Source organism: Enterococcus sp. AZ196 (assembly GCF_050498845.1).
Lineage (GTDB): Bacteria > Bacillota > Bacilli > Lactobacillales > Enterococcaceae > Enterococcus_A > Enterococcus_A murrayae.
The window spans coordinates 558,567-583,610 of sequence record NZ_JBIPAM010000002.1; the positions used below are offsets into that span (position 1 = coordinate 558,567).

Consider the following 25,044-nt stretch of genomic DNA (forward strand, 5'->3'; position numbering starts at 1 on the left):
AAATAAACGACAAGGCCGATAAGTGGATGTAGACTCATCGGTCTTGATTTTACTCATTTGTAAGGAGGAGTATCATGTTAAATTTCAATTACTACAATCCAGCAAACATCTATTTTGGGAAAAACGAAGAACAGCATGTTGGAGAAATGATTAACAAGTGGAGTTGCACAAAAAAGGTTCTAATTTTGTTCAGCGGAGAGTATTATGAAACGCTCGGAATTGCAGAGACGCTCCATCGAGAACTGGAAAAATATGAGATCCAGTATTTTGAAAACGGCAATGTCGTGCCAAATCCAGCACTGTCGCTGATCAATGAATTAAGCAGATTTGTAAAGGAACACGACATCGACTTTATCTTAGCTGTTGGCGGAGGCAGTGTGATTGATACCGCTAAAGCGACTGCTTTAGGAAGCTTGTATGATGGAGATGCATGGGACTTCTTTATCGGCAAAAAAGAAGTGACGGAAGCCTTGCCGATTGGAGCTATTTCTACTGTGGCCTCCTCTGGCTCAGAAATGTCTCCAGCAACGATCGTTTCTAATGATGAATACAAATTGGGTGTTGAAAGTGAAATAATTATTCCAAAATTCTCAATCGTCAACCCTGAATTTACGTTAAAGCTGCCCAAATACTATACAGGAGTGGGCACTGCGGACATCCTATCCCATTTGCTTGAAAGGTATTTTAGCAACGTCCCGCATACCGATGTGACAGACTTTTTACTAGAAGGTGCGATGAAGTCTACTATAGTAAATGGCGTGAAACTGATCAACGATTTAGAAAATTATGACTTACGCGCAGAAATGTCCTTGACCGCCATTATTGCTCACAACAACAGCTTGGAATTGGGCCGAGAACCTGACTGGGGCTCTCATCGAATTGAGCATGAATTAAGTGGACAATACGGAATCGTTCATGGCGAGGGGATGGTCATCGTTACTCTAGCTTGGATGAAATATGTGAGCAGTTTCTACCCAGAACCATTTGTTAAATATGGAATCCGTGTTTTTGGTATTGATTCTGTCATTTATTCTGATCAGGAGATTATTGATCGAGCGATTGAAAAGACCAAGGATTTCTTTGTTGAATTGGGAATGAAAACCAACTTGACGGAAGCGGGGATTGACGACACACATTTTAAAGCGATGGCTGATCGAGCAACGAAAAACGATGCTCAAACGGTGGGGCATCTAAAACCTCTGAATAGTTCAGATATTGTCAAAATCTTGGAATTGGCACGATAAAAAAGTGATCGAGGGATAGAAAATGATGAATAGTAAACGATCTTTTAAAGAGCATTTTTTGATGAAGGAGGACGATATCAAGGAGTACATCGTCAATCATTTAGAGCTGTTTGAACATGCGGACAACTTGGCGGTATCAGAAATCGGTGATGGAAATATTAATTATGTCCATCTGGTAACAGATACAGTAACAAAAAAATCCGTTGTAGTGAAACAAGCGGATAAATATTTACGCTCCTCCGGCCGCTTGCTGGATCTGTCTAGAAATCGGATTGAGGCAGAAATATTAAGAATCCAACATGAGCTGGCGCCTGAATATATACCAGAAGTGTTTGATTACAATGAAACGATGGCAGCAGTGACGATGGAAAACATCTCTGAGTACAAAAACATGCGTTACGAGCTGATCGATCAAAAAATATTCCCCAGCTTTAGTGAAGAAATCTCTGATTTTCTAGCGAAAGTATTGATACCTACTACTGATTTGGTCTTGGATAGCGGAACGAAAAAAAGAAGAGTCGACGCCTTCACCAATATCGATATGTGCGACATTAGTGAGAATTTAGTTTTGACGGAGCCTTTTGATGATTATAAAAAGCAAAACATCATCACGCCAGGCAATGAAGAATTTGTAGAAGAACATTTATATAGCGATCAAGCATTGCAGATGGAAGTCGCATGGCTGCGCAACAATTATATGAACAACGCGCAGGCATTGATCCATGGCGATCTGCATACCGGCTCTATCTTCATTAATCAATCAGGCACAAAGATCATCGATCCTGAGTTTGCCTTCTATGGACCGATGGGGTATGACATCGGGAATGTATTGGCACACATGTATTTCCCGCTTGTCTTAGATTTAACAAGAAATGCTGCAGAGGCGCCTTTTGATGAATGGTTACTATCCAGCATCAGAGAAATCTTTGATAAGGTTCAGGAAAAATTTGGACGTGTCTACGATGAGCTGGTCCAATCCAAGCTTTATCAGAATGACGCGTTTAAGAAACAATATATTTCAGAAGTGATGGCGGATTCTTTGGGTTATGCAGGAACTGAAATCATTCGGCGGGTAGTAGGGGATTCAAAGGTCAAAGAGCTGTCGTTGATCTCCCCAGAAAGAAAAATTGAGGCAGAACGATTGTTGATTAACTGCGGTATTCAGCTGATCAAAGACCGTCGCGTGATTACTACCGGGCAAGGATTAGTTGATGCGTTTAATAAATGTAAGGGTGGAATATAAATGGAACGTCAAGATTATACAATGCCCACACTTTTAAAATATGAAAATGTCGCGTGGTATGAACAGGGAAAAGTCCGGATTTTGGATAGACGAATCTACCCTAGAGAAACACGCTTTGTAGAATGTACAACCTATCAGGAAGTAGCACAAGCGATTACAGATATGGTAACTCAGAGTGCCGGACCTTATACCGCCGCTGGAATGGGGATGGCACTTGCTAGTTATCAAAGTAGGGCCTTGCCAGTTGCCGAACAGCTTACTTATTTGGAGCAGGCAAGTGAAGTCATCTCAACCGCACGACCAACGACAGCGAACCGTATGCGGCTGATCACTGAAAAATGTGTTCAGGTCGCCAAGGCTGCTATAAAAAAGGATGAAGACCCAACCGAGGCGATCAAAAAAAATACAATTGATTCATTAAATCGCCGATATTACACGATGAACAAGGTGGCGAAGTATTTGATCGCTAAACTTCCCGAAAATGGTGCTGTACTAACGCAATGCTTCGGCGAAACGATTATTGGTATGCTGCTGAGAGAAGCAATCGAACAACAAAAGCAGCTGCGCTTTTTCTGTGCTGAAACGCGTCCATACCTGCAGGGGGCTCGCTTGACCGCAAGCTGCTGCGCAGAAATGGGATTTGAGACGACAGTCGTCTCGGATAATATGATCGCCTATCTGCTTAGTTCTCAGACCATTGACTTGTTCACTTCAGCAGCCGACAGCATTGCTTTAGATGGGCATATCGCCAATAAAGTCGGAACCTATCAAATGGCTTTGCTGGCAAACCATTTCGGAGTGCCCTATTTTGTAACAGGGATTCCAGATGCTGACAAAAAAGACCGCGCAGATATCAAAATCGAGATGCGTAATCCCGAGCAGGTAATGGAGCTAAATGGCATCAAGCATACATTACAGGGAGTAAATGCCATTTACCCATCATTTGATGTAACACCGCCAGAATTGATTGGCGCTGTGGTAACAGATCAAGGACTGTATTCACCATATGACCTGAAAAATTATTTTAAGGAAAATACTGAGAATCAATTTTATTAACAACAGGGTGCATTCCAAATAAATGGAGATACTTTGATTGATAATACATTTATAATCGTTTTTTTGAAGCATGATTAACAGATGTGAGGCTGACATCGTTGATCATGCTTTTTTTGTTCACTGAATATATTTTCATAAGACGAAGGAGTGCTTAGTAAATCTCAGTTATGGAAAAATGTGGAATAATTTGAAATAAAATGGAAAATTGTGATTGTAAATGATTTTGATTCGTGGTATTCTTTGGTTGTACAAAACAAACGAGGAGGATCATTATGAAATTGGCTACACGAATCAATTCGTTCTTATCCACGTATGACAATGATTTGAATACTGTATTTGAAGCATTTAATAAACTAGGATTAGGCTATGTCGATTTGAATTATCCAGAACATGTAGAAGGAATCGATGCATTCCACATGAAAGAACAGCTTGCCAAAAACAACTTGAAATTAAATGGTGTAGCATTACGATTCAGAAATGAATTTATCAATGGTGAGCTAGGAAATGCTGATTCTAGCATCGCTGAAAGCGCACTGAGACTATGTAAGGCGGCGGCGGATTATTGTCGGGATGCAGGTGGTAACGTAGTGACAATTTGGTTGGGCTTTGATGGTTTCGATTATAGCTTTCAAATCAATTATCAGAAGGTTTGGAATCAAATTAGAGACGCATTTATTGAAATCGCGGATTATGCACCAGGTTTACAGATCAGCATCGAATACAAACCATTTCAACCACGAGCCTATGCCTTTATTGACAGTATGGGTGTAGCTGGGATGCTTCTAAATGAAATTAATCGTAAGAATGTCGGTGTAACGCTAGATTATTGTCATATGTTGATGAAGCATGAAAATCCGGCTTTTGCTGCAGATATTTTTGGAAACCAAGGAAAGCTTTATGGTGTCCATCTTAATGATGGCTATGGCTTAAACGATGATGGACTGATGATCGGCTCGGCAACGCCAATCAAAACGTTAGAGTTCTTATACTATATGAAAAAAAATAATTATGATGGAGCTATCTATTTTGATACGTTCCCAATTATTGAACATGCTTCAAAAGAGTGTGAGCAAAACATGAAAATGATCAAGCTGTTGGCTGAAATAATCGATACGGTAGGCCTCGATCATATTCAAACAATTATTGATAAAAATGACGCAATTGAAGCAAATCAATTGATGATTGATTTTTGGTCAGCAACAAGTAAATAAGACTATAAAAAGGAAGTGGATAAAATGGACTACAAAGTAATGGCGAAAAGTATCTTAGAAAATATTGGCGGATCTGAAAACGTTCGAAACATGACTCACTGCGCGACTCGTTTACGCTTGACCTTGAAAGACACTTCAAAAGCTGATGATCAGGCTGTCGAGAATATCGACGGCGTGATCAACGTCATCAACAAAGCAGGACAATATCAGCTTTTGATTGGTACAGAAGTCGGGAAACTTTATGATGAGTTTGAACCATTAGTTAAGGGGGAAGGAAATGCTGAAAAGGTTGGAGGCGAAGAAGTTTCTTCTGGAAATATTATTAGTAATATTTTTTCAGCCGTTTCAGCAATATTCGCACCGATTTTACCGGCTTTGGCTGGCTCAGGGATATTACGCGGTCTATTAATTTTATGTGTACAGCTTGGTTTGATCAGCGAAGGAAGCGGTACCTATTCAATTCTTTATGTTTCATCTATGAGTGTGTTTTATTTCTTGCCAGTCTTGTTAGCGTTTACTTCTGCACGACGTTTTGGTGCAAGTCCATACATCTCTGCATTGATTGGGGCAGCACTGATTAACCCAGACTTTATTGGACTTATGGGAAATGCTGGGAATGGTGCGACAACTGATTTTCTTGGAATTCCGGTTGTTCTGATGAATTATAATTCGACGGTTGTTCCAATCATTCTTTCAATTTGGGCATTTTCATACCTTTATAAATTTTTAGATGCAAGGGTTCCAGAAACTTTGAAATTAGTTATTATTCCACTAGTGTCATTGGCGATTATGATTCCATTAACTGTCATTGTGATTGGGCCAATCGGAGTTTATAGCGGTGAAGCCGTTGCGAATGTTGTTAACTGGCTGATTGAACGCAGCAGTATTTTAACAGGTATTCTTATCGGTGGTGGTTGGAGTGTGCTTGTGAGCTTAGGAATCCATTGGGCAGTCAATCCAATTATGATCAATAATATCTCTACGTATGGTTTTGACTACATTGTTCCGTTTACCTTTGCTTGTAACTTTGCAGTAATTGGGACAACAATCGGTGTTTATTTCAAAGCAAGAGACAAGAAATTACGTGGTTTTGCCTTGACTGGATTGGTCACGATCGCATTGTCAGCAATCATCGAAGCGACTTTGTTTGGTTTGCTCGTTAAGAATAAGAAGCTTTTCTTAGCACAAATTATTGGCGGAGCAGTTGGTGGAGCCTATCTGGGTTTAATGAAGGTTGTGACAAATGCTTTTGTTTTTGGGAGTGTAACTACTTTTCCGGCCTATGTTGAAAAGAATTCATCGAACTTTATTCAAGCGATGATTGGTTTACTAATTTCGCTAATTGTTTCTGCAGTGTTAGCTTTCATTTTTACCAACAAGGACGAAAAATTAGTGTAGAAAGCTGGGAATGAGATGAATTTATTTAAAAAAAGATGTTTAGTTTATTCTCCTGCAAAAGGCCTCGTTAAATCAATAGATAAAGTTAATGATGAAATGTTTTCTACAAAAGCTTTAGGGGACGGCTTTGCAGTAGAACCAGACGAAGGTTTTATTACTGCGCCTGTTGAAGGAACTGTGATAGCGATTTTTCCTACAAAGCATGCGATTTCCTTGAGATCGAAGAATGGCTTGGAAATTTTAGTTCATATTGGAATCGATACCGTAGAATTAAATGGTTCGGGATTTACGATTAAGGTCGAGGTAGGAGAAAAGGTTGCTTTTGATACTTTATTAGCAGAAGTCGATTTTGATTTTTTGGAAAATGAAGGTAAAGATACGGATGTCATAGTTGTCTTTACAAATTTAGGTAAAAATAACTTAGAGCTTGAAGAAGGTCAGGCGAACAGAGGTCAAACAATCGGTGTTGTTAAATAGTAATTAATGATTGGGAGTGATTCCTTTGAGTAATAAACTAATATGTCCTTCTATGATGTGTGCAGATTTTTCAAATTTAGAAGCCGAGGTTGAAACCTTGGATAGGGCCGGGATAGATATTTTTCATCTTGATATTATGGATGGAAGCTTTGTTCCAAATTTTGGAATGGGCCTGCAGGATGTAGAAATAATACGTAAGCTAACAAACAAATTAGTAGATATTCATCTAATGATTGATAATCCTGGAGAATATGTGGAGAAGTTTTCCGATATGGGGATTGATATCATTTATTTCCATCCAGAAGCCGATCAACACCCGACACGGACAATTGATAAAATCAAAAAGAAGCAGAAGAGAGTTGGCATTGCCATCAATCCCGGAACAAGCATAAGTGTAATTGAAGAGTTATTGCCAATGATTGATTATATTATGGTTATGACGGTTAATCCTGGTTTTTCAGGTCAATTGTATTTGAATCATGTTGAAAGTAAAATCAAACGACTGGCTTCTCTGAAGAGTAATCATCATTATCAATTGATGGTTGATGGAGCAATTTCAGCGAAAAAGATACGAGAATTGGGGGAAATTGGAGTAGATGGATTTGTTTTAGGGACATCCGCTCTGTTTGGGAAAGAGGAATCCTATAAAGCACTTGTATCCAAGTATAAATTGGGAGATGGAGTATAAATGAAATTAGCAATTGGGTGTGATCACGTAGGAATAGAATTAAAACCGAGTATCGTAGAATTTTTAGAAGCTCTTGGCCATTCAGTACAAGATTTTGGGACGAAAAGTAATTCGCGTGTGAATTATCCTGATTATGCGCAAGCCGTTGCTGAAGCTGTAGTGTCTAAAAATTGCGATTTAGGAATACTAATTTGCGGCACTGGTGTCGGAATTTCTATCGCCGCAAACAAAGTAAAAGGAATACGAGCTGTGGTTTGTAGCGATCCCTATAGCGCAAAGCTTTCGAAAGAGCATAATAATACCAATATTTTAGCCTTCGGTTCACGGGTAGTTGGACCAGAGCTGGCCAAAATGATTACTCAAGAATGGCTTGAAGCTGAGTTTGAAGGTGGACGACATAAAAAGAGAGTTGACCAAATTAGTCAATTAGAAAACTTATAAGGCTGGGAAAGAAGGTGCAAATTCGTTTTGCATCTTTTTAATGACTTCAGTCAGTTTCGCTCGTGTTAGCGAGTGAAACAAAAAAACCGCGCGTTTCTACGCGTGGACGAAAGAGCTTTAGCGTTAAAAACTCCTTTCGATATACTACTAAGTGGCTACCAACCGCTCATTTTATCGAAAGGAGTTTTTCTATGCCATCAAATGACGACAAAAGTTTATCACATACACGCTGGAATTGTAAGTACCACATCGTGTTCACACCAAAATACAGAAGAAAAGTAATTTATGGTGAGTTAAGAAAAGATATCGGAAGAATTTTGCGTAAACTTTGTGAGATGAAAGAAGTAGAAATCATCGAAGCTCATGCAATGCCAGATCATATCCACATGTTAGTAAGAGTTCCACCGAAAATAAGCATTTCTCAGTTCATGGGATTTTTAAAAGGCAGAAGTGCGACTCTGATCCATGAGCAGCATGGAAACTTAGTCTATAAATATGGGAATAAAAGTTTCTGGTCTAAAGGATATTACGTAAGTACAGTGGGGTTGAATCAAAAGACAATCGCAAAATATATAAGAGAGCAGGAATCAGATGATCGTATTCGAGATAGTATAAGTAAACGAGAATACGTTGATCCATTCAAGAGTAAGAAAAAGAAATAAAGTAGCGAGCGCCGAGCGGTTGGCGGTCTTTTGGGAAGCTCCATTTATGGAGTACGTGAGTGGGGACCTCTTCTAGAGGTGTTAAAAAGCCACCCGTTTTCACGGGTGGATGGGTTACTTCATGCTTTTAGGACAGTTTAGGAGCTTCTCATTGTTGCTAGAGTAAATAGACAACTGTATAGGAGGTATTTTTTAAGGAACAAAAAAGAAGAATGATAAAAGCAGAAACAGTATGATATAATTTGAAAAAAAGTGAATAAATTGGATATTCACAAGTTATGGAGGTTCTTCATGATACCTTATGAAAGACAAGAGAAAATATTAGAAGCACTGAATTCAGAAGAAGTAATTAAAATTGAAAAATTACATAGTATCTTACCTGAAGTGTCTATGTCGACATTGAGAAGAGATTTGAAAGAGCTAGAAAAAGCAGGAAGAATAGAGATGTTATCTGGCGGTGCATTCAAAATCTGTTCGATAACATCTGAAATGTCTATCGCAACAAAATCTTCCTTACATTCGAAGGAAAAGGAAAAAATCGCCGCCTTAGCTGCTGAACTGATTCATGAAGGAGACGTCATTTATTTAGATTCCGGTTCGACATGTACTGCTTTACTAAATAAGATTATTAACCGAAAGATTACCATCATAACTACAAATACAAGTGTTTTCAGTATTCAACAAGAGACTCAAGCAGAAATTGTTCTCTTAGGAGGAAGATACAATCCGGTAATTTCTTCACTGAATGGCCCATTGACTGATTCTAATATTCAAACTTTTAATTTTCAGAAAGCATTTTTGGGAGCTAATGGTATCGACGCAGAGAAGGGCGTCAGCACCCCAAATTTAGTCGAGGCAAATAAAAAGCAAGAAATACTGAATAATGCAAAGAAAGCATACTTACTGTGTGACAGCTCGAAATATGATAAAGTGGCTGCAGTTAAGGCTTTTAGTACTGAAAATGTAATTATTATTTCTGACGCATATGATGAAAAAATTGGTGAGATTACGAAGATAATCAGCCCAGATCAGACGTAATTTATTAAAAAACAAGCTAAGAATACACAAAGGAATCAGGCTTAGGTTTAGATTTTAATGAATGATAGAGAAAAAATCATGATCCCAATTTCGGATCATGATTTTTTTGCGATCAGAGCTATGGTAGAAGGGGTGAACATGTGATGTTAAATAGCGTTTTTCAGTGATTTTTTTCATTACTAAGTATTTATATGATATTTATCTAATTAAATAATATAAAAAGATATTTATTCGTTGACTTTGTTGTTTTGTAACCTTACCCTGATACTAGATAATATTTATTATAAAGTGTAGATTGAAAAGAGAAAAATAGATGGTCATACTTCACTAAATCACGGTGGAAAGAAAACGACATGGGTAATGCTGTTTACTGATAAAGCTGGGACAAGTCATGGTGGAAGTTCATGGAAAGAATATAAAAATAAAAGAGATTTCGAAAAGGATAAGAGAGAAGGAACCTATAATGAAGATGGGCAACGAATTAGAGATTAACATTCAGGATGGGAAGATCCCTGAATTGGAAAAAATGGATTTTTCATCAAACAGTTTTGATAATGAGATTTATAAATTATTTTTCGATGCAACAGATTATCATGAATTAATCGTTGAAGCGACAAGGCGTAAAAAAAGTGCCATATTAGATGTATTTAATAAAACTATGCAGATAGGTGACCCGAGACTTAATCTATTGTCAAATGAATACTTCAGACTAAGTCAAGAAAATAAGTATTTATCTTTTTTTGAAAGAGTATTTGAAATAAATGATAACGAAGCTTATATAGATTTGGGAGGTGAAGATGATAAAGGTAAGATAACTAAAGTAATGGATAGACAATGCGAGGGATTAGATAAGATAGATAGACTAATTTATGTGAATCAAATCGATGTATTAAATAATGGTGATAATTATATATATAAGATTGGAAATATAAATCTTTTAAAACTATTTATCAAAGGCTTTCTTCGAGAAAAAATATGGAACAGTTTATACTTTAACTCACATCCTATGATTTTAGTCTCCAATTATGACCTGAGTCTACCAATTATTATTGATAATGATATAGATAAAAAACTTTATGAAAAAATTGCAAATGAGAACAATCTATTTTTAAGATAATTTAGGGTTTTCAATTGTAACTGTTGGGAATAGCTTTTAGACTATGTTCACTGCAGCGACGACGACTAAAGGAATTGAAGTTGTTTTTGAGTCATACAAAGAAAAATCGAAGAGAAATCAGCTTCTTCGACTTTTTTCTGTGAGAAGCAATTGAACCTTTATTTAGGGCAGTTTAAGCAAATAAATCGGTAAGCGTCATATACTAAAGCGTCTCGTTTCTCTTTCACCGACTGCTAGACTTACTGTATCAACTTAAATGTATATGAAGAAAGAAACTCTTTAATAATTTTCATTTTGATGATGATTGTTTTGGTAATAATAGTATTTTTGCTGTAAACAATAAGATTTTTACACTAGCGACAAGTAACAGTAAGAATTTCCGTTGGACTCAAACTGTTGAAGCCAAGGAAACAATTATTAAAAAAAATAAAGGAGTTATGCATTGATAAAGATTAATAAGGATGTTGTTTATGTAGGATTTGCACCAGCAATAAAGCACTTTTTTATTGGCTATTTTGATTTTAAAGGGAAGACAACTAGAGCGGGTTATTGGTGGGTTATGGTTGGTTTTCTTATTCTGTCACTCTTTTTAATTCCCGTCGTAGGTTATCAAATTGCCGTTATGATAAATATGATGATTCAAGGTGTTGACGATGAACTGGCTTTGGATTATGGAACGAATAATTTGCTGATGTTAACAATTGGTGTACTGGTCATTTATCTATTATTTCTTTTTATTCCGACGCTAGCTTTGCATGCAAGACGCTGTCGGGATGCTGGGTTAAGAGGGCGAGGTTTTTTCGTATTATGGATCGTTTCTTTATTATCAACGCTATTCGCTTCAATGGATTTTTTTCTTAATATATCATTGATCTATTTTTCTTATCGGTCTGGAGCGGATGTGATTTTTGTGTATATGAATTATATTATCGGACTATTCTTTTTTATTTTAACTCTTCTTCCTTCAGACTTTTTAACTACTAGTAGCAAAAATAAATTAGTGACCTTTTTTCTGAGAACGAAGGACCTGCAATAGAATGATAGTTAGATTCGTGAAGTTGAAAGTGGAAAGGAGAATCAATCATAAAAGTTTTCTCTATTAAAGACACACGTTGATTTCAAATGGAAAACATGAAATAAGTAGAAGACGAGAATAATTTGGTACATTTTAACTTTTTAGGGTGAAAATATTTTATCGATGTTACAAAGGTGGGGGAAAATGAAAATTTTAAATGTTATACGGTGGGGGCTTTCGATAGGAGTCACTTTATTAATGTGGTATTTTTTAACGACGGTGCAAATCGGCAGTGTCTATGATGGATATTTCGGTATTTATGATCTTGTATGGTTATTACCCAGTTTTGCTCTTTTAGCTGGCCTACAAGTGATTATCCACGAAGCTGGACATGCGCTTTTCGGCAAATTGACGGGCTACAGAATGAACAGCTTTCGGATATATACACTTATGTGGATCTGGCAATCGGATGGCAAAATAGCTTTCAAACAATATTTTAATGCGAGCGCGGATGGACAGTGCTTAATGGCACCGCCAGATTATAGTGAAAATGAATGGCCGTTTCGTTGGTATCTGTCAGGTGGCGTGCTGTTGAATTTGCTTGTGAGTATTTTTGTTCTAGTGGCTTTTGATCTGTCATGGGTTACATTAATCTTTTCTTGTGTGGGACTTGATTTTGCTATAATTAATGGGATTCCCGCGGAGCATAACGATGGTAAAACTTTGTTGCTGGCTTCGCAACAGAAAGAATATCGCTATTTACTCTATTTGGAGTTGAAAGTGAACCAATTACTTAATAAAGGTCTGGTATTTACTGAGATGCCGAGGCAATATTTTGAGAAAATAGAAACGGGTTCTATGCGCACACATCTTGATGATAGTCATGATCTATTGCGGGTATCCTATTTTTTTGATACAGAACAATGGGATAAGCTTGAGCTGGAACTGGAAAGTCTTTGGCAGCAACTAGATAAGGTCGCTCCAATTTATCGAACCAAAGTTAAAGCAGAATTTTTGTTTTATCTCTTGATTTTTCATCCTGATGATCCACGAATTGAAGAGATTTGGCAAGATAAAAAATTTCGAACAATCTTGCAGTTAGAAGATCCGATAGTTCCTCGATTAAGAGCAGCTTTTCTTTATTATAGAGAAAAAAATCTTTCGGAAGCTTTAGATACTTTGAAAAACGGGGAAAAGTTTTTTGCGAACTCGCATACATTAGGTGATCAAGAAAGGGAAATTCAATTAGCTCATTGGTTAGGGGAGCGGATGATGAAACAGGGGACTTTATCTGATGAAATAGATACCTCTCAAATAGTCAATAAAGTCGACGATTTGGATAAAGCCGAAGATAGAAGATCCTTAATCATGTTTGCCATTTTAATGATTGTTTTGGTTGCAATAGCTTATTTCTCATAAACAACCTAATCTTGGTATTGTACGATTCTGAAAATATTGCAAGAGCTCATTGGGCTTGCATTTTCTTTGTGGACTTAGTCAGCATAAAGTGATAACGCTAACAAAAAGAGAATGCGTTTTCTTGCGGAAAATTTTCGGATTAATAAAAGAGAGTAAAAGTTGACATTAAAAATGACAAGTCAAACTGAGACAGATTCAGACTAATGCATGCAATCAATGGATGTTGGTATTACTAGAAAATAGATAAAGAGAATAGTTCTTTATTCCAAAAGCAAATATGACGAATAAATAGTTTTTTTGGTTTTATTTTTATAAAAATTACATTTTACATTATTAATTACTTTGGAATTAGTGTAAACTATAACTAAAGTCGAAAAGAGTGTTCAAAATTAGAATGTTGGGAGAATACAGGATGAAAAAATGGGTTGTTTTTGTAGGAATGATAGCGGTTTTAGCAGGATGCGGTTCCGATGGAGCAAAGGAAACGAGTGAATCAGAGAAAAATGTTAAGTCGGCCTCTACGACAGAGGCTTCTAGCTCTACGACCGTTCAATCATCTTCAGAAAAGAAGATTGAACTAAAGGACGTCGATTTCCAAGTTGAGGGAACGAATTATAAAATGAAAATTGTGGATAGATGGGATGTCGTTGAAGACGAAGAGTTCTCATTTGCCGCTGAAAACGAAGATAAAGCGGAATACATGATGGTAACTGGTGTCAAAAAGACGGATGTCGAGAATTTCGATGCTATTAAAAAAGCAATGAAAGAGGACATGAAGTCTGATGATGAATTCCATATCAAAGAAGAAACAATCAAAGAAGAACCGTATCAAACATCTCATTATGCAGGTGAATTATACAGCTTTATCGGGAATACTGAGGGAGTAAAAGCAGAAGTTCGTTTTTATTTTTTAGAAACAGAGACAGAGTATGTTGTTCTTAATGTGATAGGGCTACCTTCATTCTTTGAAAAGAATAATGATTTAGTCACTGAAATGTTAAATTCATTTGTAGCTGGATAAGACAAAGGCATCGTTTCGATAGGAAACCAGTTTTTCTTGTTCTACCAAGAATTGGCGAAGAAGTTTTTATGTATGTTGAAAGTTCTTAACGTATTAAAAACCAATACTCTTAAAGTTTTTATTAGGAGTATTGGTTTTTCTACTATTATTTATTGAGATCAACAGAATGACAGGGAGAAGAAAATAGGCTAGTCATTTCGCAAATGTCTAATAACTCGGGATATACACGCCAAATAGCTTAAATCATATTGTGAGTTTAAGCCATTTAGTGTTTTTTTCGTATGGTTTCGTATGGTTTAGAACAGATGGAATATAGTGCAAAGCTCAGAAAAAATCTGTTTTTAAAATTTCGCTGACATCAGGAAGAGGGACTTTTCGTGAATTGTTTTTCTTTTATGAAAAAATCGATATTTTATTTGGGGATAATCATTAACGCAATAAACCAGTTAATTAAAACAAAAATCAATGGAGTGAAAGGGTGAGGGAGCTATGGTCAGTCATTTTTCAACAATTGGATTACCGCTTAATTCTAACGAGGAGTTTATGGAATACGCCAAGTTCGTTTATGAATCTGGAGAGAAAATCAAAGCTGGTCAGATGGCTTATTTAAAATTAGCGCTTGGAGAAGGAATTGAGTTATGGGGACAGGTAAACGAGGATAATGAAATGATTGGTTTGAATCCGCATTTTAAAGGAACCGCGGTTTCAATTGTTCGTTTAACAGAAAAGATCAATAATCCTGCTGCTACGGTTTTGGATGGACAAATGTATGGTGAAGCTGAACCGAGTGAAGATGGTGGCTTCACCTACCCTTTCGTCTTTGATATGCCGGATGCCGCTCTGCATGAACTGAGCTTTCCCGTGATTAAAAAGGTTCAGCTAGCGGCTTTTGCTCATGAGTTGACCATTTATACCAATGAGGAGAACTATAAGCAAGCCCAAGAAAATGAAGGAGGAGTAAAATTTGCAACAGAATTTTTTATTCCTTCCGGTCTATTCAGCGAGGAAGAGCCAGATTTTGTGCCAGACTCCACTGCAATTTTTGGTGGGCGAGTGTTGACCGTTAAAAAAATAAAAAATTCTCACACAGCTGAATTTTTCTATTATGCTAAGGTCAAGACCTTGGGAGGAGAAATTGATGTGGTCATGGACCCAGAGCTAGTGACTGAAGAAATTACGGATCAGAGCATCCTCTCGGGGTCATTTTGGTTAACAGGTCAACTACTTCATGATTTATAACTCAATGAAATCGATAGTAATTGATAACTGATTAAAAAATAAAAGATACGTATAACGTTGCAGATGATTTTGCAATTGTAGATGAAAAATATGATACATGGTTAAAAAAGCTGTTGAATAAGACTGATGATGAAGTAAATGAAAATGATGTGTATACGATGTTTTCTCAACAAGAATTAGAAGAGTTAGCCAAAGCACCAACTGATATTATATAAAGGTGAGCTAACAGAATTACTGGCTTATATAGGCAACGGAGGTGTTTTACATGAATATTTATTTACTAGAGTATTACGAAGAGATTGATCATGGAAATTTTGAAACGGAAGAATATAATCTCATAGGAATATACTTAACAGAAATAGAAGCCAAAAATGTCAAGAAAGAAATAATTAAAGAGAAACGAATCAATGAAGAGTATCTTTATGTGAGTGGTGCTAGAATGGGCAAAATCCAATGGGAAGGAGGTTTTGTATATGTCTAAACCAAAAGTGATATTTGTGCTGTATCATATATACAATCGAACCTTCGACGGTGTTGCTTGGCGAGAAAGCAAGAGAATAGGTTTTTTTAATACAAGAAAAGAGTGTAAGGATGTCATTGAAACAATGAAGGATTCTAAAGGTTTTAGAGATCATTCAGTAACGTGTTTTAAAATATTTGAATATGAGATAGGTAAAACCTATTGGCAAAACGAATTTTAAATCTGTATAGTCTATCGTTTAAAATTGCTAAATGAATGAAACTTTATAAAAATATTTTTAGAAGTAATGGGAGAAGAAGTGGATATAGGAGATTTATGCCTGCTGTATTTTAACAACTTATTAACTTTCAAGACTCTGTTTAACAAGTGTCATCTGATCGAGAAATTGGAGAAGTAGAAAATGGACAATCATCTATTACGTGAAAAATATATAACTAGTATTGAAGATGTAGCTCTTGAAATCAGTCAATCTGATTATTGGAGAACTCAACTTTTTGAAAGTGAATATGATCAAAGAATACTAATAAGTGAACAAAATATTGAAAACGTACCCATTTATATTAAGCATATTTTTACTGAAGAAAAATTGATGTTCTTGGTTTCGAAAGTTAAAGAATGCCCAGAAGTATTCGATGAGGGAAGCATAATATTTAAATTTGAGAGTGTGCCCTTTGCATCGATCACCAGATTTTCAGGGAATTGATGTGTTTGTTTTTTTTGCTCCTTAGTCAAATTGAAACAAAACTCGCAAGCTCTTTCGGAGTTAAAGTAGAGATTTGGTGAATCGTTAAGAAGGGGGCAGTGACAATGACAAGTAAAGAATTGAATTTATTATTGATAAAAACATTCCCAAACCTTAATAATGCTTATATGCAAGAAGTTAGTTGGCAAGAAGGGAATAGTACTGGTTCTCATACTGTTTATGGAGATGTTTTAACCCCGTACGTAATTAGCTGTATAGAAAATAATAATCAAAAAGAGATAAAAGAAATATTTACTTATAAGGGACTTTTCGTGAATTATTTTTATTTTAGGAAAAAATCGACATCGGATTAAATCGTTAGTTAGGAATAAAAAGTGTATATTCTTTCAGGATATTACAGAGAATGGCATAAGGGAGAACGAGGATGGACTACACAAAATTTCCCATAGTTGAAGTATCCGTTGCATTGTCCAGCAAGAAGATAAAAACAACGTGTATAACGGATTTTCTTCAAGTGAGGCCCAGCAAGGAACGAGGCGTAGAAGATTGGCCAGATAGTATAAAAGAAAATTCTAATCTGCCAGAACAAATGAAACCAAGAAATGAATGGGTGTGGAGTATAGAATATGAAAGGTGTACGAATATAGATGATGCATTGAAAAACCTAATAGCTATTTTTAGTTCCAAAAATATCAATATTTGCTGAAACATTCGAAGAAAAATCTATAGAAAAATCGGTACAAGTGCTTATTCATGCTGAATTAACAGGTATGCCGGAGGTAGGTTTAGAAATTGAAACCATAGAATTTTTGAATAAAATTAGAACACCAATTTCCTTTGATATTTATACTTATTGATGGAAATAATACTATTTCGAGTTAGTAAATAAGCCCAAATTTTGAGGTGATTATTAAACCTCATTTTTTTATAACTCATTTATGAGAAGGAAGAGTACAAGTTGTGCAGAGCTAGTTTAAGAAGCTCGTTCCAATGATGAAACTATTAGGGAGTATGACGATATGAAAGTATATTTGCTTCAACACAGCTATGAATATGAAATAGATCGAGATCATTGGACTGAAGGCTTTATTACATGGAATGGTGAAAAAGATGAATGGATTGAGTAAGGTGGCAGGTTTAAAGGAGAAGATAGTGAATAGGGAAGAAATTGAAAAGGAACTGAACAAAATCAATCGTTATTTGGATAAGTGTTTATGGATGGATTTTGAATTTGCGAGAATGAATGCTGGAAATATTGTTGCTGCGGGTAGGATAGATACTTCATACAATGATTTTGCTATAAATATAGATTTTGGCATACCCTTTTATATTTCGACTTTGTTAACTTGGCATTTAGACGACTCAAAACCCTTCATAGAGCTTGTGAGTGGAGTTGAAAAACAAATGATCATTAATAAATATCAAGTTGAACTAGGAAACTATATTTTCAAAATCAATGCGGAAGATTTTGAAACAGCACCAATAATCATTGCGAGTAAGAGTTTGAAATGCGAAATAGTAGATGAACATCCGTTTTAGAAGGTAGAACATTGAAGAAATGGTATCAAGGATAAGTGTTGGTTTGTTAAGAAGTAGTTCTGCGAAGAATATCTATAATAAATTATCTGTAAAGGAGAAAAAAATGATAAAGAAACTTGTTGTTTTAGGATTGTTATTGTTGGTGGTCAGTGGCTGTGCGCCGGAGGATAAAGAGGCTGTCGAAGAAACTCAAAAAACGCAAAAGGTACAAAAAAGCGAGTCAAAAATTGAGAAGGGAAAAGTATTAGAAGTAAAAGCAGAAAATGGTGAGTTGTTTCACTATACTTTGCCTAAAAGATGGCAAAAACGTCAGGATGAAAATTCAGACTTATTTGTTAGTTCAAGCAAAGAAGGAGTAAGTTTGCTCATAGAAAATAAAGCAGATTATACTGATTTAGCAAGCTATCAAAACGCGATCATCAATACCTATGAAGATTTGGGTGATCAGGTTGTCGAGCAAGGAAATCCTGTTGAGGCTCAAGGAATGTCTGGAGTTGAATTGGTAGTAGCATCCGATAGAGAAGGAGCAAAGATCAAAGCTTTGATCTACCTTTTAGAGGCTGAGCAAAATTATGTTCAGGTCTACGCATCGACCACTCAAAGTCGCTTTGACGACAATCGGGAAAAGCTGAAGGAAGCGGCCAGTTTACTTAAAATGGCAGAGGAACAACCAGAACCAGTATAGTGAAAATAAAGGAAAAGGTGTCGGCTTTGGACCGGCACCTTTTATTTGATCATTTGAGTGAACCAATGGAAATCAGTTTATTTTCGTTGGTTTTTTCGTCTTAGAAAAATTGCCGCAATAACGAGGATGATTACTAGCAGTCCGGCTATTTTCAATAAAGGAGAGGTTTTTTCTCCGGTCTTGGGATAGCTTTTTGTTGAAATGGACTGAATGTTTTTATTGTTGATAGCGCCGCGGGAGCGGGATGGAATCTTTTTATAGGTTTTCGTTTTGCTCATTTCTGCAGTTTTTTTGATTTTAGGATTTTCCTGCTTGTTGTCCGGTTGTTTTGGACTATCTTTTTCTTTCGTGTTTTTTTCATAGATATGTGTGATATAGACCAGTGCTTCACTGAAGCGGCCGGTTAAAGTTCCGGTCGTTTTCAAGAAGCGGTAGCCGTCGATCAGAATATTAGAGCCTTTGATATCGTAGGTGCTTTCTACGTCGCCGTTGAGCTCTAAATCTGGATGGATCTTGTTTCCGTGAGTATCAAGGTATTTCACGACTACATTTCCTACATGGGCAGGTGCTTCTTTTTTATAGGTCAAGAGGATCAGAATATTTCCTTCTGTAAATGTTCCTGTGAGATTATCTGATGCATGGTCAAAGTGATAATTTTTGATTGTGGCTAATGTATATTTTGGCCCTGAGACATCGTACGCTTCTCCTTCAGTTCCAGATACAGTTTGATCAGCAGCGATTGTTTCCCCATTTTCATCGACATATCGAACAGTGACACTGCCTTCTGCTTTCTTGATGAATTGCGCGGTAAAAATCTGGTCTTTTGTCATTTCTTCATTCGCAGCTGGCAATACTGGTGCCCAGCCGGCAAATGTATATCCAGCGTCTGGTTTTGGTTCGGGCATTGTCGTTAAGGCATCTTCCCAAGCAGTTCCGTAATCGACAGCGGTAGTGATTGAGCGGTTGTTGTAGTCTAGGGTGCCGTTTTCTCCAGGCAGGAAGGTGATAGTAACTTTTTTATTTTCCCATACCGCATACAGATCACTGTCAGTCGTTCCTACTGCGAAATTTCTTTCGCCGAGGTCATAATCCTTTGCTCCAGCGGCGGTTTTACTCCAGCCGGAGAGTGTTTTACCAGGGCGTTCAAATAGGGCTCCTTGCAAAGAGATGTTCGTATTTTTTAGCGCCTTTTGAGAAACGTCTGCTGGACTATCGGCATAGTCGCCAGCGTGATAGGTGACATGGATCACGTCTTCAGCAGCAGCGTATACAGCGGTCAGCTTTGTATCCCCGCGAACCTGCATGTGATCCTCGGGGTAATAAATCGTAGACTCCTGATCGGATTGCCAGCCAATAAACACCTTGCCAGCAGGCGCTTTGATGCCATCATCGTTTTTGATCAATGCTCTCGTCGTTAAATCATAGTCCTTTTCATCAACTGGCAGGGTGCCTGTTCCAGCGCCGAGATCATAGGTAACATGAAAGCCATCTGTTTGCCACTTCGCATATAAGTCAATATCGTGGGTTATTGGAATCGTGTCAGAGAACTCAAAGCTAGACGAACCAACTTGCCAAAACCATCCGTTAAAGACGCCCTTGCCGTCTACATAGGTTTTGCCCTTTACATAGTTACTTGGAAAAACGATATGATCATTGTCTGCGTAGCCCTGCTGGAGCAGCTGTTTTCCGCCTAAAGAATCAAAATAGTGGACGGTATCCTGATTAGATTCCCATTTCGCAAAAAAGGTTGTATCACTATCGGGCATAACGAAATGATCGAAGTCGACCTTTTGCCGATAGTCTGAATCTAAATACCAGCCCGCGAAAACATAGCCTTCCCGAGTGGGGTCTTTCGGTGCAGTGATGGTTTCCTGATATTTTTTTACGACAGATTGGTCCGCACCTTGGAACTCACCGCCTTGGGTATTATAGGTTAAGGTGTGTTTGTTCCTTAAGTAATAGTAGCTTCCATTATAAGAATCTTCTATTTGATCTTTATAAAAGGTGAATCCGTAAATCGGATCTTCTATATACCCTCCTGAGGCGGAGTAGTATATTTGAGTATCGAATAGGTCATAGTAACGATCTTCGAAGAGTTCATCGGTTTTATCAAGGGATTCGACGTACATCTTGCGGACATTCTTTCTGGCCGTTGTTGTATAGTCGGCGGTCAACGTTAGTTCCTTTTTCCCGGCTGTTGTAGAGATTAGGTTGTTGGTTAAGGTAATTGGGTTCCCAGTACTGATATTTCCTGAACTAATAGAATCTGACGGATACAGCCAGCCTTGGAAGTTAAGGGAAGAATTCTTGACTGTGGGATTACTTGGCCACAGTTCTTTGATATCTTGACCATATTTTGCTGAGATCGTGTATAATTCAGGATCGCTTCCGGTAATGTGTTGTCCGTTTGCGTCCATTTCTGCTTGTGCATTCTTTAAAGCAAATTTCACTTTGTAAACTGTCCGCTTATAGTAAACATTAATGATTGTTTGGCCGCTTCCGGAGATGCCCTTTTTTTCACTAAAGGCGTAATCCGAATAGTTCAAGGCAGCTTTTCCCTGAGTGCTGGAATTTTTGATGCTGTCTGCTAAATCTTGATCGACGGAGAGGCTTTCTCCAGCTTGTCCTTTTCTTTCGGTGGACCACGCAAAATTGTAATTAGCAGCATCATTTCCTGGATCGTTTGCTAAATTAGGCTTTTCTATCCAATAGGCGATCGTATAGTTGACCTTTTCTGGCGTCCAAACCGCGTATAAAGTGATGTCTTGCGCGATCGGCGTATTAAAGTCGTAAGGAACCGAACCATTTTCTTCTGTTGACCAATGAGAGAAGGTGTAGCCGTCTCTTACCGGATCAGCCGGTTTTGCGGCAGCTTTTCCATCCTTTATATATTGCGGGTCCACTTGTGAGCCATTTGAAACGAATAGAACGGTTCTTTCCGCAGTGAATTTTGGAACGAGAACCAGATTTTTATCGGCTTTTGCTGCTTCAAAGTTGAAGGGTGTTTGGGTCGAATCCCCCTCGATATACCAATAAGAAAAATGTTCACCGGCTGGAGGCGTCAGCTCCACAGTGCTTTTGGGAATCCGCTCCTCAGGCTTCACTTCCTTGGAATCAACAAGTTTTCCAGCATTGTCTTTATATTGTACAAGATAGGTTTGACTGAAGCGTGCATAGAACGTCGTCGATTTTTGAAGCGGGGTGGCAAAATCAAATTGACTTCCGGCAACGGGGTCTGTGAACCAACCAATGAAACTAATTTGTCCTGCTTGAGCAGCCGGTTCTCCAGGATAAGGGACCCGTTCATTTTTATGTACTTTGGATTGATTGAACACTTCGTTGCCATTAATGAAGGTCGCTGTAAGCTGTTCAGTTTCAGCAGCAGACTTGCTTTCGCTTGGAATTGCCCCTTCCTGCGGCGCTTTTGAAGCAGAAGAGGACTCTGCTGGACTGCTCGTTGAAGCCGCATTACTTGACGATGCTGGCTGCGAGTTCCTTGAAGCTTCTGAGAGTGATGAGCTGCTGCTCATCGCAGGGACCTGATTGGCATATACTTTCGCAATCGGCTCACATAGAGTGACTAGAAAAATACTGAGAAGCATGAGCCGAGCGGCATTCTTTTTCATAAAAATTCCTCCTAAAAAACATTGGGTTCTAAAATATTAGCTAGGAATTATTATAAACAGCATTTCAAATTAAGTTTAAATAAACACTTATCTTTCAACGTTTCTTTGGATATTTTTCTTTAAATAAAAGACAAATTTAACTTCGATTTCCTATTTAAATCATTTATACCAAAAAGAACAATAACATTACTGGATATTGAAGATAGGATAAACTAGGTTATTTTTAGAGATGGGGAGTGTTGGAAAGGGGGATATGTGGTACATTTCCGGTCGGCGGGCGTCAGTGGAAAATGTTTAAAATAGGCCAGCCAATGATTAATCACTGGCTCAGCCTCTTTAAATCCACATATATGAAAGTGCGGCAGGTCATTTTGATAATGGACGGCCGCGCTTTTTCTGTCCATGAGCCATCGTTTGTTTGCCCGTTACTTTATTTTTGGAACGCTGCTGTGAGAGCGCAACGGATTTGTTTTTCTTCGCATGAAGAAACTGCTCCAGCTTAGTCTTTGTCATGAATGCTCCTCCTTTCAGCAAAAATGGCGTCTAGCGGTCAGCAAATAGTTTCATGGAAATCAGATCCTTTCGTTGTTCTACTTTTATTATAAAGGAGAATGGGGCAAGGGGAGGAGCAGCCTTTTTTATAAAAAAAGAAAGAGCCAGTGAGAACCGGCTCTTTTTTAACAGTGTTTTTTCATTGTGCGAATGATGCGCTGGATACTTTTGATATCCAGATAAAAGCTGTCTGCCAGCTCTCGGGTGCTTTTGCCCAGTTGATATTCCTGAAAAATCTGCTGATTTCTCTGCTGGAGCGTTTTCTTACCAGCCGTTTTGCTGCCCCAGGGCAGGCGTTCTTCGGATTTTCTGGGAATATAAAGGACTGTACCATGAACATATTTTTGGATTTCTTTGACGATTTCCTCTGGTAAATGTTCGAATGCGTTTTGATAAGCCATCTTTTATCCTCCTAATTCAAAATAAACTTTAGGATTCAGCAAAAGCTTTTCAAGCATTCCTGCCAAGCTTTTGCTAGGCTTTTAAAATAATTACCCCCATCATAATGCTCCTTTCCGCTACTCATTAAGTAAAGTATAGCATATCTATTTAGCAGACAAGAGTAGGTACTGGCTCGGCTAGTCTCGTTCAAAGGCCACTTCGCCGCCGATGATGGTCATTCTTGGCTGGATGTCCTTGATGTCATCCAGCGGTATGTCAAAAATATCCTCATCCAGAACGGTGAAATCAGCCAGATAGCCTTCAGCGATTCGCCCTTTTTCCGCTTCTTTAAACTCTAAGTAGCTGGAGCCGATCGTATAGGCATCGATGGCTGCATAAATGTCGACCCCTTCTTCTGGATAGAAGCCGCCGTCAGGCTCACCCTGTTGATTTTTTCTTGCGACTGCGGCATAAATGCAAGGGAAGGGATTGAGGTCCTCGACGGGTGCGTCTGTTCCATACCCGATAGGTGCGCCCAAATCCGCTAAAGTTTTAAAGGCATAGGATGTACTGGCTAGTTCAGCGCCAACACGATCCTCAAGAATCTGCATATCGTAATCTAAGAAGATCGGTTGGAAAAAGACAGCGATGTCCTTCGCCGCGATTTCTTCTAACAATGGCCGGTCTGTGATCTGGCAATGAATCAAGGCATGGCGCAGCTTATTTTTGCCGCCGATAAAGCCCTTCTGATACGCGGCCACTGTTTCGGCGATCGCGCCATCACCAATCACGTGGGTTACGACCTGCAGCCCGCGATTGCTGGCTGCTTTTACTAAGTCAACCTGAAGGTCATAATCTAAAGCACAAACCCCATGATTGTCCGGCTCGTCTAGGTAGCCGTCGCGCATCATAGCAGTCTTAGCACCCAAACTTCCATCCTTGAACATTTTAATAGGACCAAGGTCTAAATAAGGCTCTTGGTAAATCGGCTCTAAGGCCTCAACATTAATAATCTGATCCATTTCCTGCGGCGTATATGCGCAGATTTGGTGACGATAACGGACCTTTGTCAATTTATTTTCATAGATGGCTCGAATAGATTCAAAATCACCGTACGTATTTGGTGCTGCGATATCGTTGGATTGGACACTTGTTAGGCCGACGCTAGCCGCGTAGTTCAACGCCTTGGACATAAATTGGATCTTTTCCTCCCGCGTATAATTAGGGATCACTTCCTCGATCCATTGCACGGCATTTTCCGTCAACACACCATTTGGATTGCCGTCTTCATCAGATTCGATCGTTCCTCCTCGTGGGGGAGGCGTGTCCTTCGTGATGTTCTTCATAGCCAACGCCTTGGAGTTCACGGCGCAAATATGACCGCAAACGCGTTCCAAAATGACGGGGATCTCGGTTGAAATCTGGTCGACATCATGTACATCCAGCACTCGTTTTTCACCAGAGGTAAATAAATCCTGATTCCAGCCCATTGTTCTAACGCCGTTTTTCGTCAGCTCCGGATTTTTCGCGATAAACTCCTTCGTCAAATCAATAATCTCTGCAATCGAGCGGCAACCAGACAAGTCTACCTGTAAATACGCTGCTCCGACACATGAAATATGACAGTGAGAATCGTTCAATCCGGGGATGATCGTTTTGCCGCTTAAGTCGATAACCGCATCATACGCCGATTTACGCAGGTCCTCATCGGTACCAACCTTGATTATTCGATCATTTTCAACCAGTACTGCTTCCGCAAACTCTTCTCTAGCAAGATAAAATTTTCCGCCTGTAAATAATTTCCGCAT

The 25,044-nt window shown here is 38.3% G+C and carries 26 protein-coding genes; 22 read left to right on the forward strand and 4 right to left on the reverse strand.

The window, feature by feature from the left end; all coding sequences use genetic code 11:
• Nucleotides 1-74 precede the first annotated feature (74 nt).
• From IGI67_RS20385 to IGI67_RS20490, 22 genes are all read left to right on the forward strand, one after another.
• The gene (locus IGI67_RS20385) at nt 75-1,244 is read left to right on the forward strand and encodes an iron-containing alcohol dehydrogenase (RefSeq protein ID WP_207107348.1); all 1,170 of its coding nucleotides are present in this window, start codon (nt 75-77) and stop codon (nt 1,242-1,244) included.
• Nucleotides 1,245-1,266: 22 nt separating this feature from the next.
• Nucleotides 1,267-2,487: an S-methyl-5-thioribose kinase gene (mtnK, locus tag IGI67_RS20390; protein WP_429959063.1), complete on the forward strand. Its 1,221-nt coding sequence runs from the start codon at nt 1,267-1,269 to the stop codon at nt 2,485-2,487.
• Nucleotides 2,488-3,543: an S-methyl-5-thioribose-1-phosphate isomerase gene (locus tag IGI67_RS20395; RefSeq protein ID WP_429959064.1), complete on the forward strand. Its 1,056-nt coding sequence runs from the start codon at nt 2,488-2,490 to the stop codon at nt 3,541-3,543. It abuts the gene before it with no gap.
• A 272-nt stretch (nt 3,544-3,815) separates the two neighbouring features.
• Complete coding sequence (locus IGI67_RS20400) at nt 3,816-4,754, forward strand: sugar phosphate isomerase/epimerase family protein (protein ID WP_429959065.1); 939 nt, start codon at nt 3,816-3,818, stop codon at nt 4,752-4,754.
• A 24-nt stretch (nt 4,755-4,778) separates the two neighbouring features.
• The gene (locus tag IGI67_RS20405) at nt 4,779-6,152 is read left to right on the forward strand and encodes a PTS transporter subunit EIIC (protein ID WP_429959066.1); all 1,374 of its coding nucleotides are present in this window, start codon (nt 4,779-4,781) and stop codon (nt 6,150-6,152) included.
• Nucleotides 6,153-6,167: 15 nt separating this feature from the next.
• Entirely contained in the window at nt 6,168-6,629 is a 462-nt protein-coding gene (locus IGI67_RS20410) for a PTS sugar transporter subunit IIA (RefSeq protein ID WP_429959067.1), read from the forward strand.
• A 25-nt stretch (nt 6,630-6,654) separates the two neighbouring features.
• On the forward strand, nt 6,655-7,317 hold the full coding sequence (gene rpe / locus IGI67_RS20415) for a ribulose-phosphate 3-epimerase (protein WP_429959068.1): 663 nt from the start codon (nt 6,655-6,657) through the stop codon (nt 7,315-7,317).
• Nucleotides 7,318-7,758, forward strand: a complete 441-nt coding sequence (gene rpiB, locus IGI67_RS20420; RefSeq protein WP_207107341.1) for a ribose 5-phosphate isomerase B — start codon at nt 7,318-7,320, stop codon at nt 7,756-7,758. It abuts the gene before it with no gap.
• Nucleotides 7,759-7,949: 191 nt separating this feature from the next.
• Nucleotides 7,950-8,420 (forward strand): IS200/IS605 family transposase, encoded by a 471-nt coding sequence (gene tnpA / locus IGI67_RS20425; protein WP_429956540.1) that lies wholly within the window; start codon nt 7,950-7,952, stop codon nt 8,418-8,420.
• A 291-nt stretch (nt 8,421-8,711) separates the two neighbouring features.
• A complete protein-coding gene (locus IGI67_RS20430; RefSeq protein ID WP_429959069.1) occupies nt 8,712-9,458 on the forward strand; it encodes a DeoR/GlpR family DNA-binding transcription regulator in 747 nt (248 codons plus the stop codon).
• A 391-nt stretch (nt 9,459-9,849) separates the two neighbouring features.
• Complete coding sequence (locus tag IGI67_RS20435; RefSeq protein WP_429959070.1) at nt 9,850-10,575, forward strand: hypothetical protein; 726 nt, start codon at nt 9,850-9,852, stop codon at nt 10,573-10,575.
• A gap of 442 nt (nt 10,576-11,017) precedes the next feature.
• Nucleotides 11,018-11,611, forward strand: a complete 594-nt coding sequence (locus tag IGI67_RS20440) for a DUF805 domain-containing protein (protein ID WP_429959071.1) — start codon at nt 11,018-11,020, stop codon at nt 11,609-11,611.
• A 183-nt stretch (nt 11,612-11,794) separates the two neighbouring features.
• A complete protein-coding gene (locus IGI67_RS20445) occupies nt 11,795-13,009 on the forward strand; it encodes a hypothetical protein (protein WP_429959072.1) in 1,215 nt (404 codons plus the stop codon).
• Between the two features lie 412 nt (nt 13,010-13,421).
• Complete coding sequence (locus IGI67_RS20450) at nt 13,422-14,030, forward strand: hypothetical protein (RefSeq protein WP_429959073.1); 609 nt, start codon at nt 13,422-13,424, stop codon at nt 14,028-14,030.
• Nucleotides 14,031-14,519: 489 nt separating this feature from the next.
• On the forward strand, nt 14,520-15,269 hold the full coding sequence (locus IGI67_RS20455; RefSeq protein ID WP_429959074.1) for a hypothetical protein: 750 nt from the start codon (nt 14,520-14,522) through the stop codon (nt 15,267-15,269).
• 265 nt (nt 15,270-15,534) lie between these two features.
• Nucleotides 15,535-15,750, forward strand: coding sequence for a hypothetical protein (locus tag IGI67_RS20460; RefSeq protein ID WP_207108942.1), 216 nt, complete (start codon nt 15,535-15,537; stop codon nt 15,748-15,750).
• Nucleotides 15,743-15,970, forward strand: coding sequence for a hypothetical protein (locus tag IGI67_RS20465; RefSeq protein WP_207108943.1), 228 nt, complete (start codon nt 15,743-15,745; stop codon nt 15,968-15,970). Before IGI67_RS20460 ends, IGI67_RS20465 begins: the two co-directional genes overlap by 8 nt.
• Nucleotides 15,971-16,150: 180 nt before the next feature.
• A complete protein-coding gene (locus tag IGI67_RS20470; protein WP_429959075.1) occupies nt 16,151-16,453 on the forward strand; it encodes a hypothetical protein in 303 nt (100 codons plus the stop codon).
• Between the two features lie 104 nt (nt 16,454-16,557).
• Entirely contained in the window at nt 16,558-16,806 is a 249-nt protein-coding gene (locus tag IGI67_RS20475; protein ID WP_429959076.1) for a hypothetical protein, read from the forward strand.
• A gap of 71 nt (nt 16,807-16,877) precedes the next feature.
• Nucleotides 16,878-17,159 carry a hypothetical protein gene (locus tag IGI67_RS20480; RefSeq protein WP_429959077.1) on the forward strand — a complete coding sequence of 94 codons (282 nt, stop codon included), beginning with the start codon at nt 16,878-16,880 and terminating at the stop codon, nt 17,157-17,159.
• A gap of 404 nt (nt 17,160-17,563) precedes the next feature.
• Nucleotides 17,564-17,992: a hypothetical protein gene (locus IGI67_RS20485; protein WP_429959078.1), complete on the forward strand. Its 429-nt coding sequence runs from the start codon at nt 17,564-17,566 to the stop codon at nt 17,990-17,992.
• A 103-nt stretch (nt 17,993-18,095) separates the two neighbouring features.
• Complete coding sequence (locus tag IGI67_RS20490; RefSeq protein ID WP_429959079.1) at nt 18,096-18,677, forward strand: hypothetical protein; 582 nt, start codon at nt 18,096-18,098, stop codon at nt 18,675-18,677.
• A 77-nt stretch (nt 18,678-18,754) separates the two neighbouring features.
• On the opposite strand, the gene IGI67_RS20495 is transcribed toward IGI67_RS20490, so the two are convergent.
• From IGI67_RS20495 to IGI67_RS20510, 4 genes are all read right to left on the reverse strand, one after another.
• Nucleotides 18,755-22,303: an InlB B-repeat-containing protein gene (locus IGI67_RS20495; RefSeq protein WP_429959080.1), complete on the reverse strand. Its 3,549-nt coding sequence runs from the start codon at nt 22,301-22,303 to the stop codon at nt 18,755-18,757.
• A gap of 366 nt (nt 22,304-22,669) precedes the next feature.
• A complete protein-coding gene (locus tag IGI67_RS20500) occupies nt 22,670-22,816 on the reverse strand; it encodes a hypothetical protein (protein WP_429959081.1) in 147 nt (48 codons plus the stop codon).
• Between the two features lie 164 nt (nt 22,817-22,980).
• Nucleotides 22,981-23,256 (reverse strand): CD3324 family protein, encoded by a 276-nt coding sequence (locus tag IGI67_RS20505; RefSeq protein ID WP_207108956.1) that lies wholly within the window; start codon nt 23,254-23,256, stop codon nt 22,981-22,983.
• Between the two features lie 177 nt (nt 23,257-23,433).
• Complete coding sequence (locus IGI67_RS20510; RefSeq protein WP_429959082.1) at nt 23,434-25,044, reverse strand: amidohydrolase; 1,611 nt, start codon at nt 25,042-25,044, stop codon at nt 23,434-23,436.

What these genes read in the sequence shown, in the direction of transcription:
- IGI67_RS20435 (WP_429959070.1), top strand. Translation starts at nt 9,850, where the DNA reads ATGGTGGAAGTTCATGGAAAGAATATAAAAATAAAAGAGATTTCGAAA.
- IGI67_RS20490 (WP_429959079.1), top strand. Translation starts at nt 18,096, where the DNA reads ATGATAAAGAAACTTGTTGTTTTAGGATTGTTATTGTTGGTGGTCAGT.
- IGI67_RS20445 (WP_429959072.1), top strand. Translation starts at nt 11,795, where the DNA reads ATGAAAATTTTAAATGTTATACGGTGGGGGCTTTCGATAGGAGTCACT.
- tnpA (WP_429956540.1), top strand. Translation starts at nt 7,950, where the DNA reads ATGCCATCAAATGACGACAAAAGTTTATCACATACACGCTGGAATTGT.
- IGI67_RS20505 (WP_207108956.1), bottom strand. Translation starts at nt 23,256, where the DNA reads ATGGCTTATCAAAACGCATTCGAACATTTACCAGAGGAAATCGTCAAA.
- IGI67_RS20485 (WP_429959078.1), top strand. Translation starts at nt 17,564, where the DNA reads ATGAATGGATTGAGTAAGGTGGCAGGTTTAAAGGAGAAGATAGTGAAT.
- mtnK (WP_429959063.1), top strand. Translation starts at nt 1,267, where the DNA reads ATGATGAATAGTAAACGATCTTTTAAAGAGCATTTTTTGATGAAGGAG.
- IGI67_RS20395 (WP_429959064.1), top strand. Translation starts at nt 2,488, where the DNA reads ATGGAACGTCAAGATTATACAATGCCCACACTTTTAAAATATGAAAAT.
- IGI67_RS20385 (WP_207107348.1), top strand. Translation starts at nt 75, where the DNA reads ATGTTAAATTTCAATTACTACAATCCAGCAAACATCTATTTTGGGAAA.
- IGI67_RS20465 (WP_207108943.1), top strand. Translation starts at nt 15,743, where the DNA reads ATGTCTAAACCAAAAGTGATATTTGTGCTGTATCATATATACAATCGA.
- IGI67_RS20400 (WP_429959065.1), top strand. Translation starts at nt 3,816, where the DNA reads ATGAAATTGGCTACACGAATCAATTCGTTCTTATCCACGTATGACAAT.
- IGI67_RS20450 (WP_429959073.1), top strand. Translation starts at nt 13,422, where the DNA reads ATGAAAAAATGGGTTGTTTTTGTAGGAATGATAGCGGTTTTAGCAGGA.
- IGI67_RS20495 (WP_429959080.1), bottom strand. Translation starts at nt 22,303, where the DNA reads ATGAAAAAGAATGCCGCTCGGCTCATGCTTCTCAGTATTTTTCTAGTC.
- rpiB (WP_207107341.1), top strand. Translation starts at nt 7,318, where the DNA reads ATGAAATTAGCAATTGGGTGTGATCACGTAGGAATAGAATTAAAACCG.
- IGI67_RS20410 (WP_429959067.1), top strand. Translation starts at nt 6,168, where the DNA reads ATGAATTTATTTAAAAAAAGATGTTTAGTTTATTCTCCTGCAAAAGGC.
- IGI67_RS20510 (WP_429959082.1), bottom strand. Translation starts at nt 25,044, where the DNA reads ATGCGGAAATTATTTACAGGCGGAAAATTTTATCTTGCTAGAGAAGAG.
- IGI67_RS20500 (WP_429959081.1), bottom strand. Translation starts at nt 22,816, where the DNA reads ATGACAAAGACTAAGCTGGAGCAGTTTCTTCATGCGAAGAAAAACAAA.
- IGI67_RS20405 (WP_429959066.1), top strand. Translation starts at nt 4,779, where the DNA reads ATGGACTACAAAGTAATGGCGAAAAGTATCTTAGAAAATATTGGCGGA.
- IGI67_RS20455 (WP_429959074.1), top strand. Translation starts at nt 14,520, where the DNA reads ATGGTCAGTCATTTTTCAACAATTGGATTACCGCTTAATTCTAACGAG.
- IGI67_RS20475 (WP_429959076.1), top strand. Translation starts at nt 16,558, where the DNA reads ATGACAAGTAAAGAATTGAATTTATTATTGATAAAAACATTCCCAAAC.
- IGI67_RS20460 (WP_207108942.1), top strand. Translation starts at nt 15,535, where the DNA reads ATGAATATTTATTTACTAGAGTATTACGAAGAGATTGATCATGGAAAT.
- IGI67_RS20430 (WP_429959069.1), top strand. Translation starts at nt 8,712, where the DNA reads ATGATACCTTATGAAAGACAAGAGAAAATATTAGAAGCACTGAATTCA.
- IGI67_RS20470 (WP_429959075.1), top strand. Translation starts at nt 16,151, where the DNA reads ATGGACAATCATCTATTACGTGAAAAATATATAACTAGTATTGAAGAT.
- IGI67_RS20480 (WP_429959077.1), top strand. Translation starts at nt 16,878, where the DNA reads ATGGACTACACAAAATTTCCCATAGTTGAAGTATCCGTTGCATTGTCC.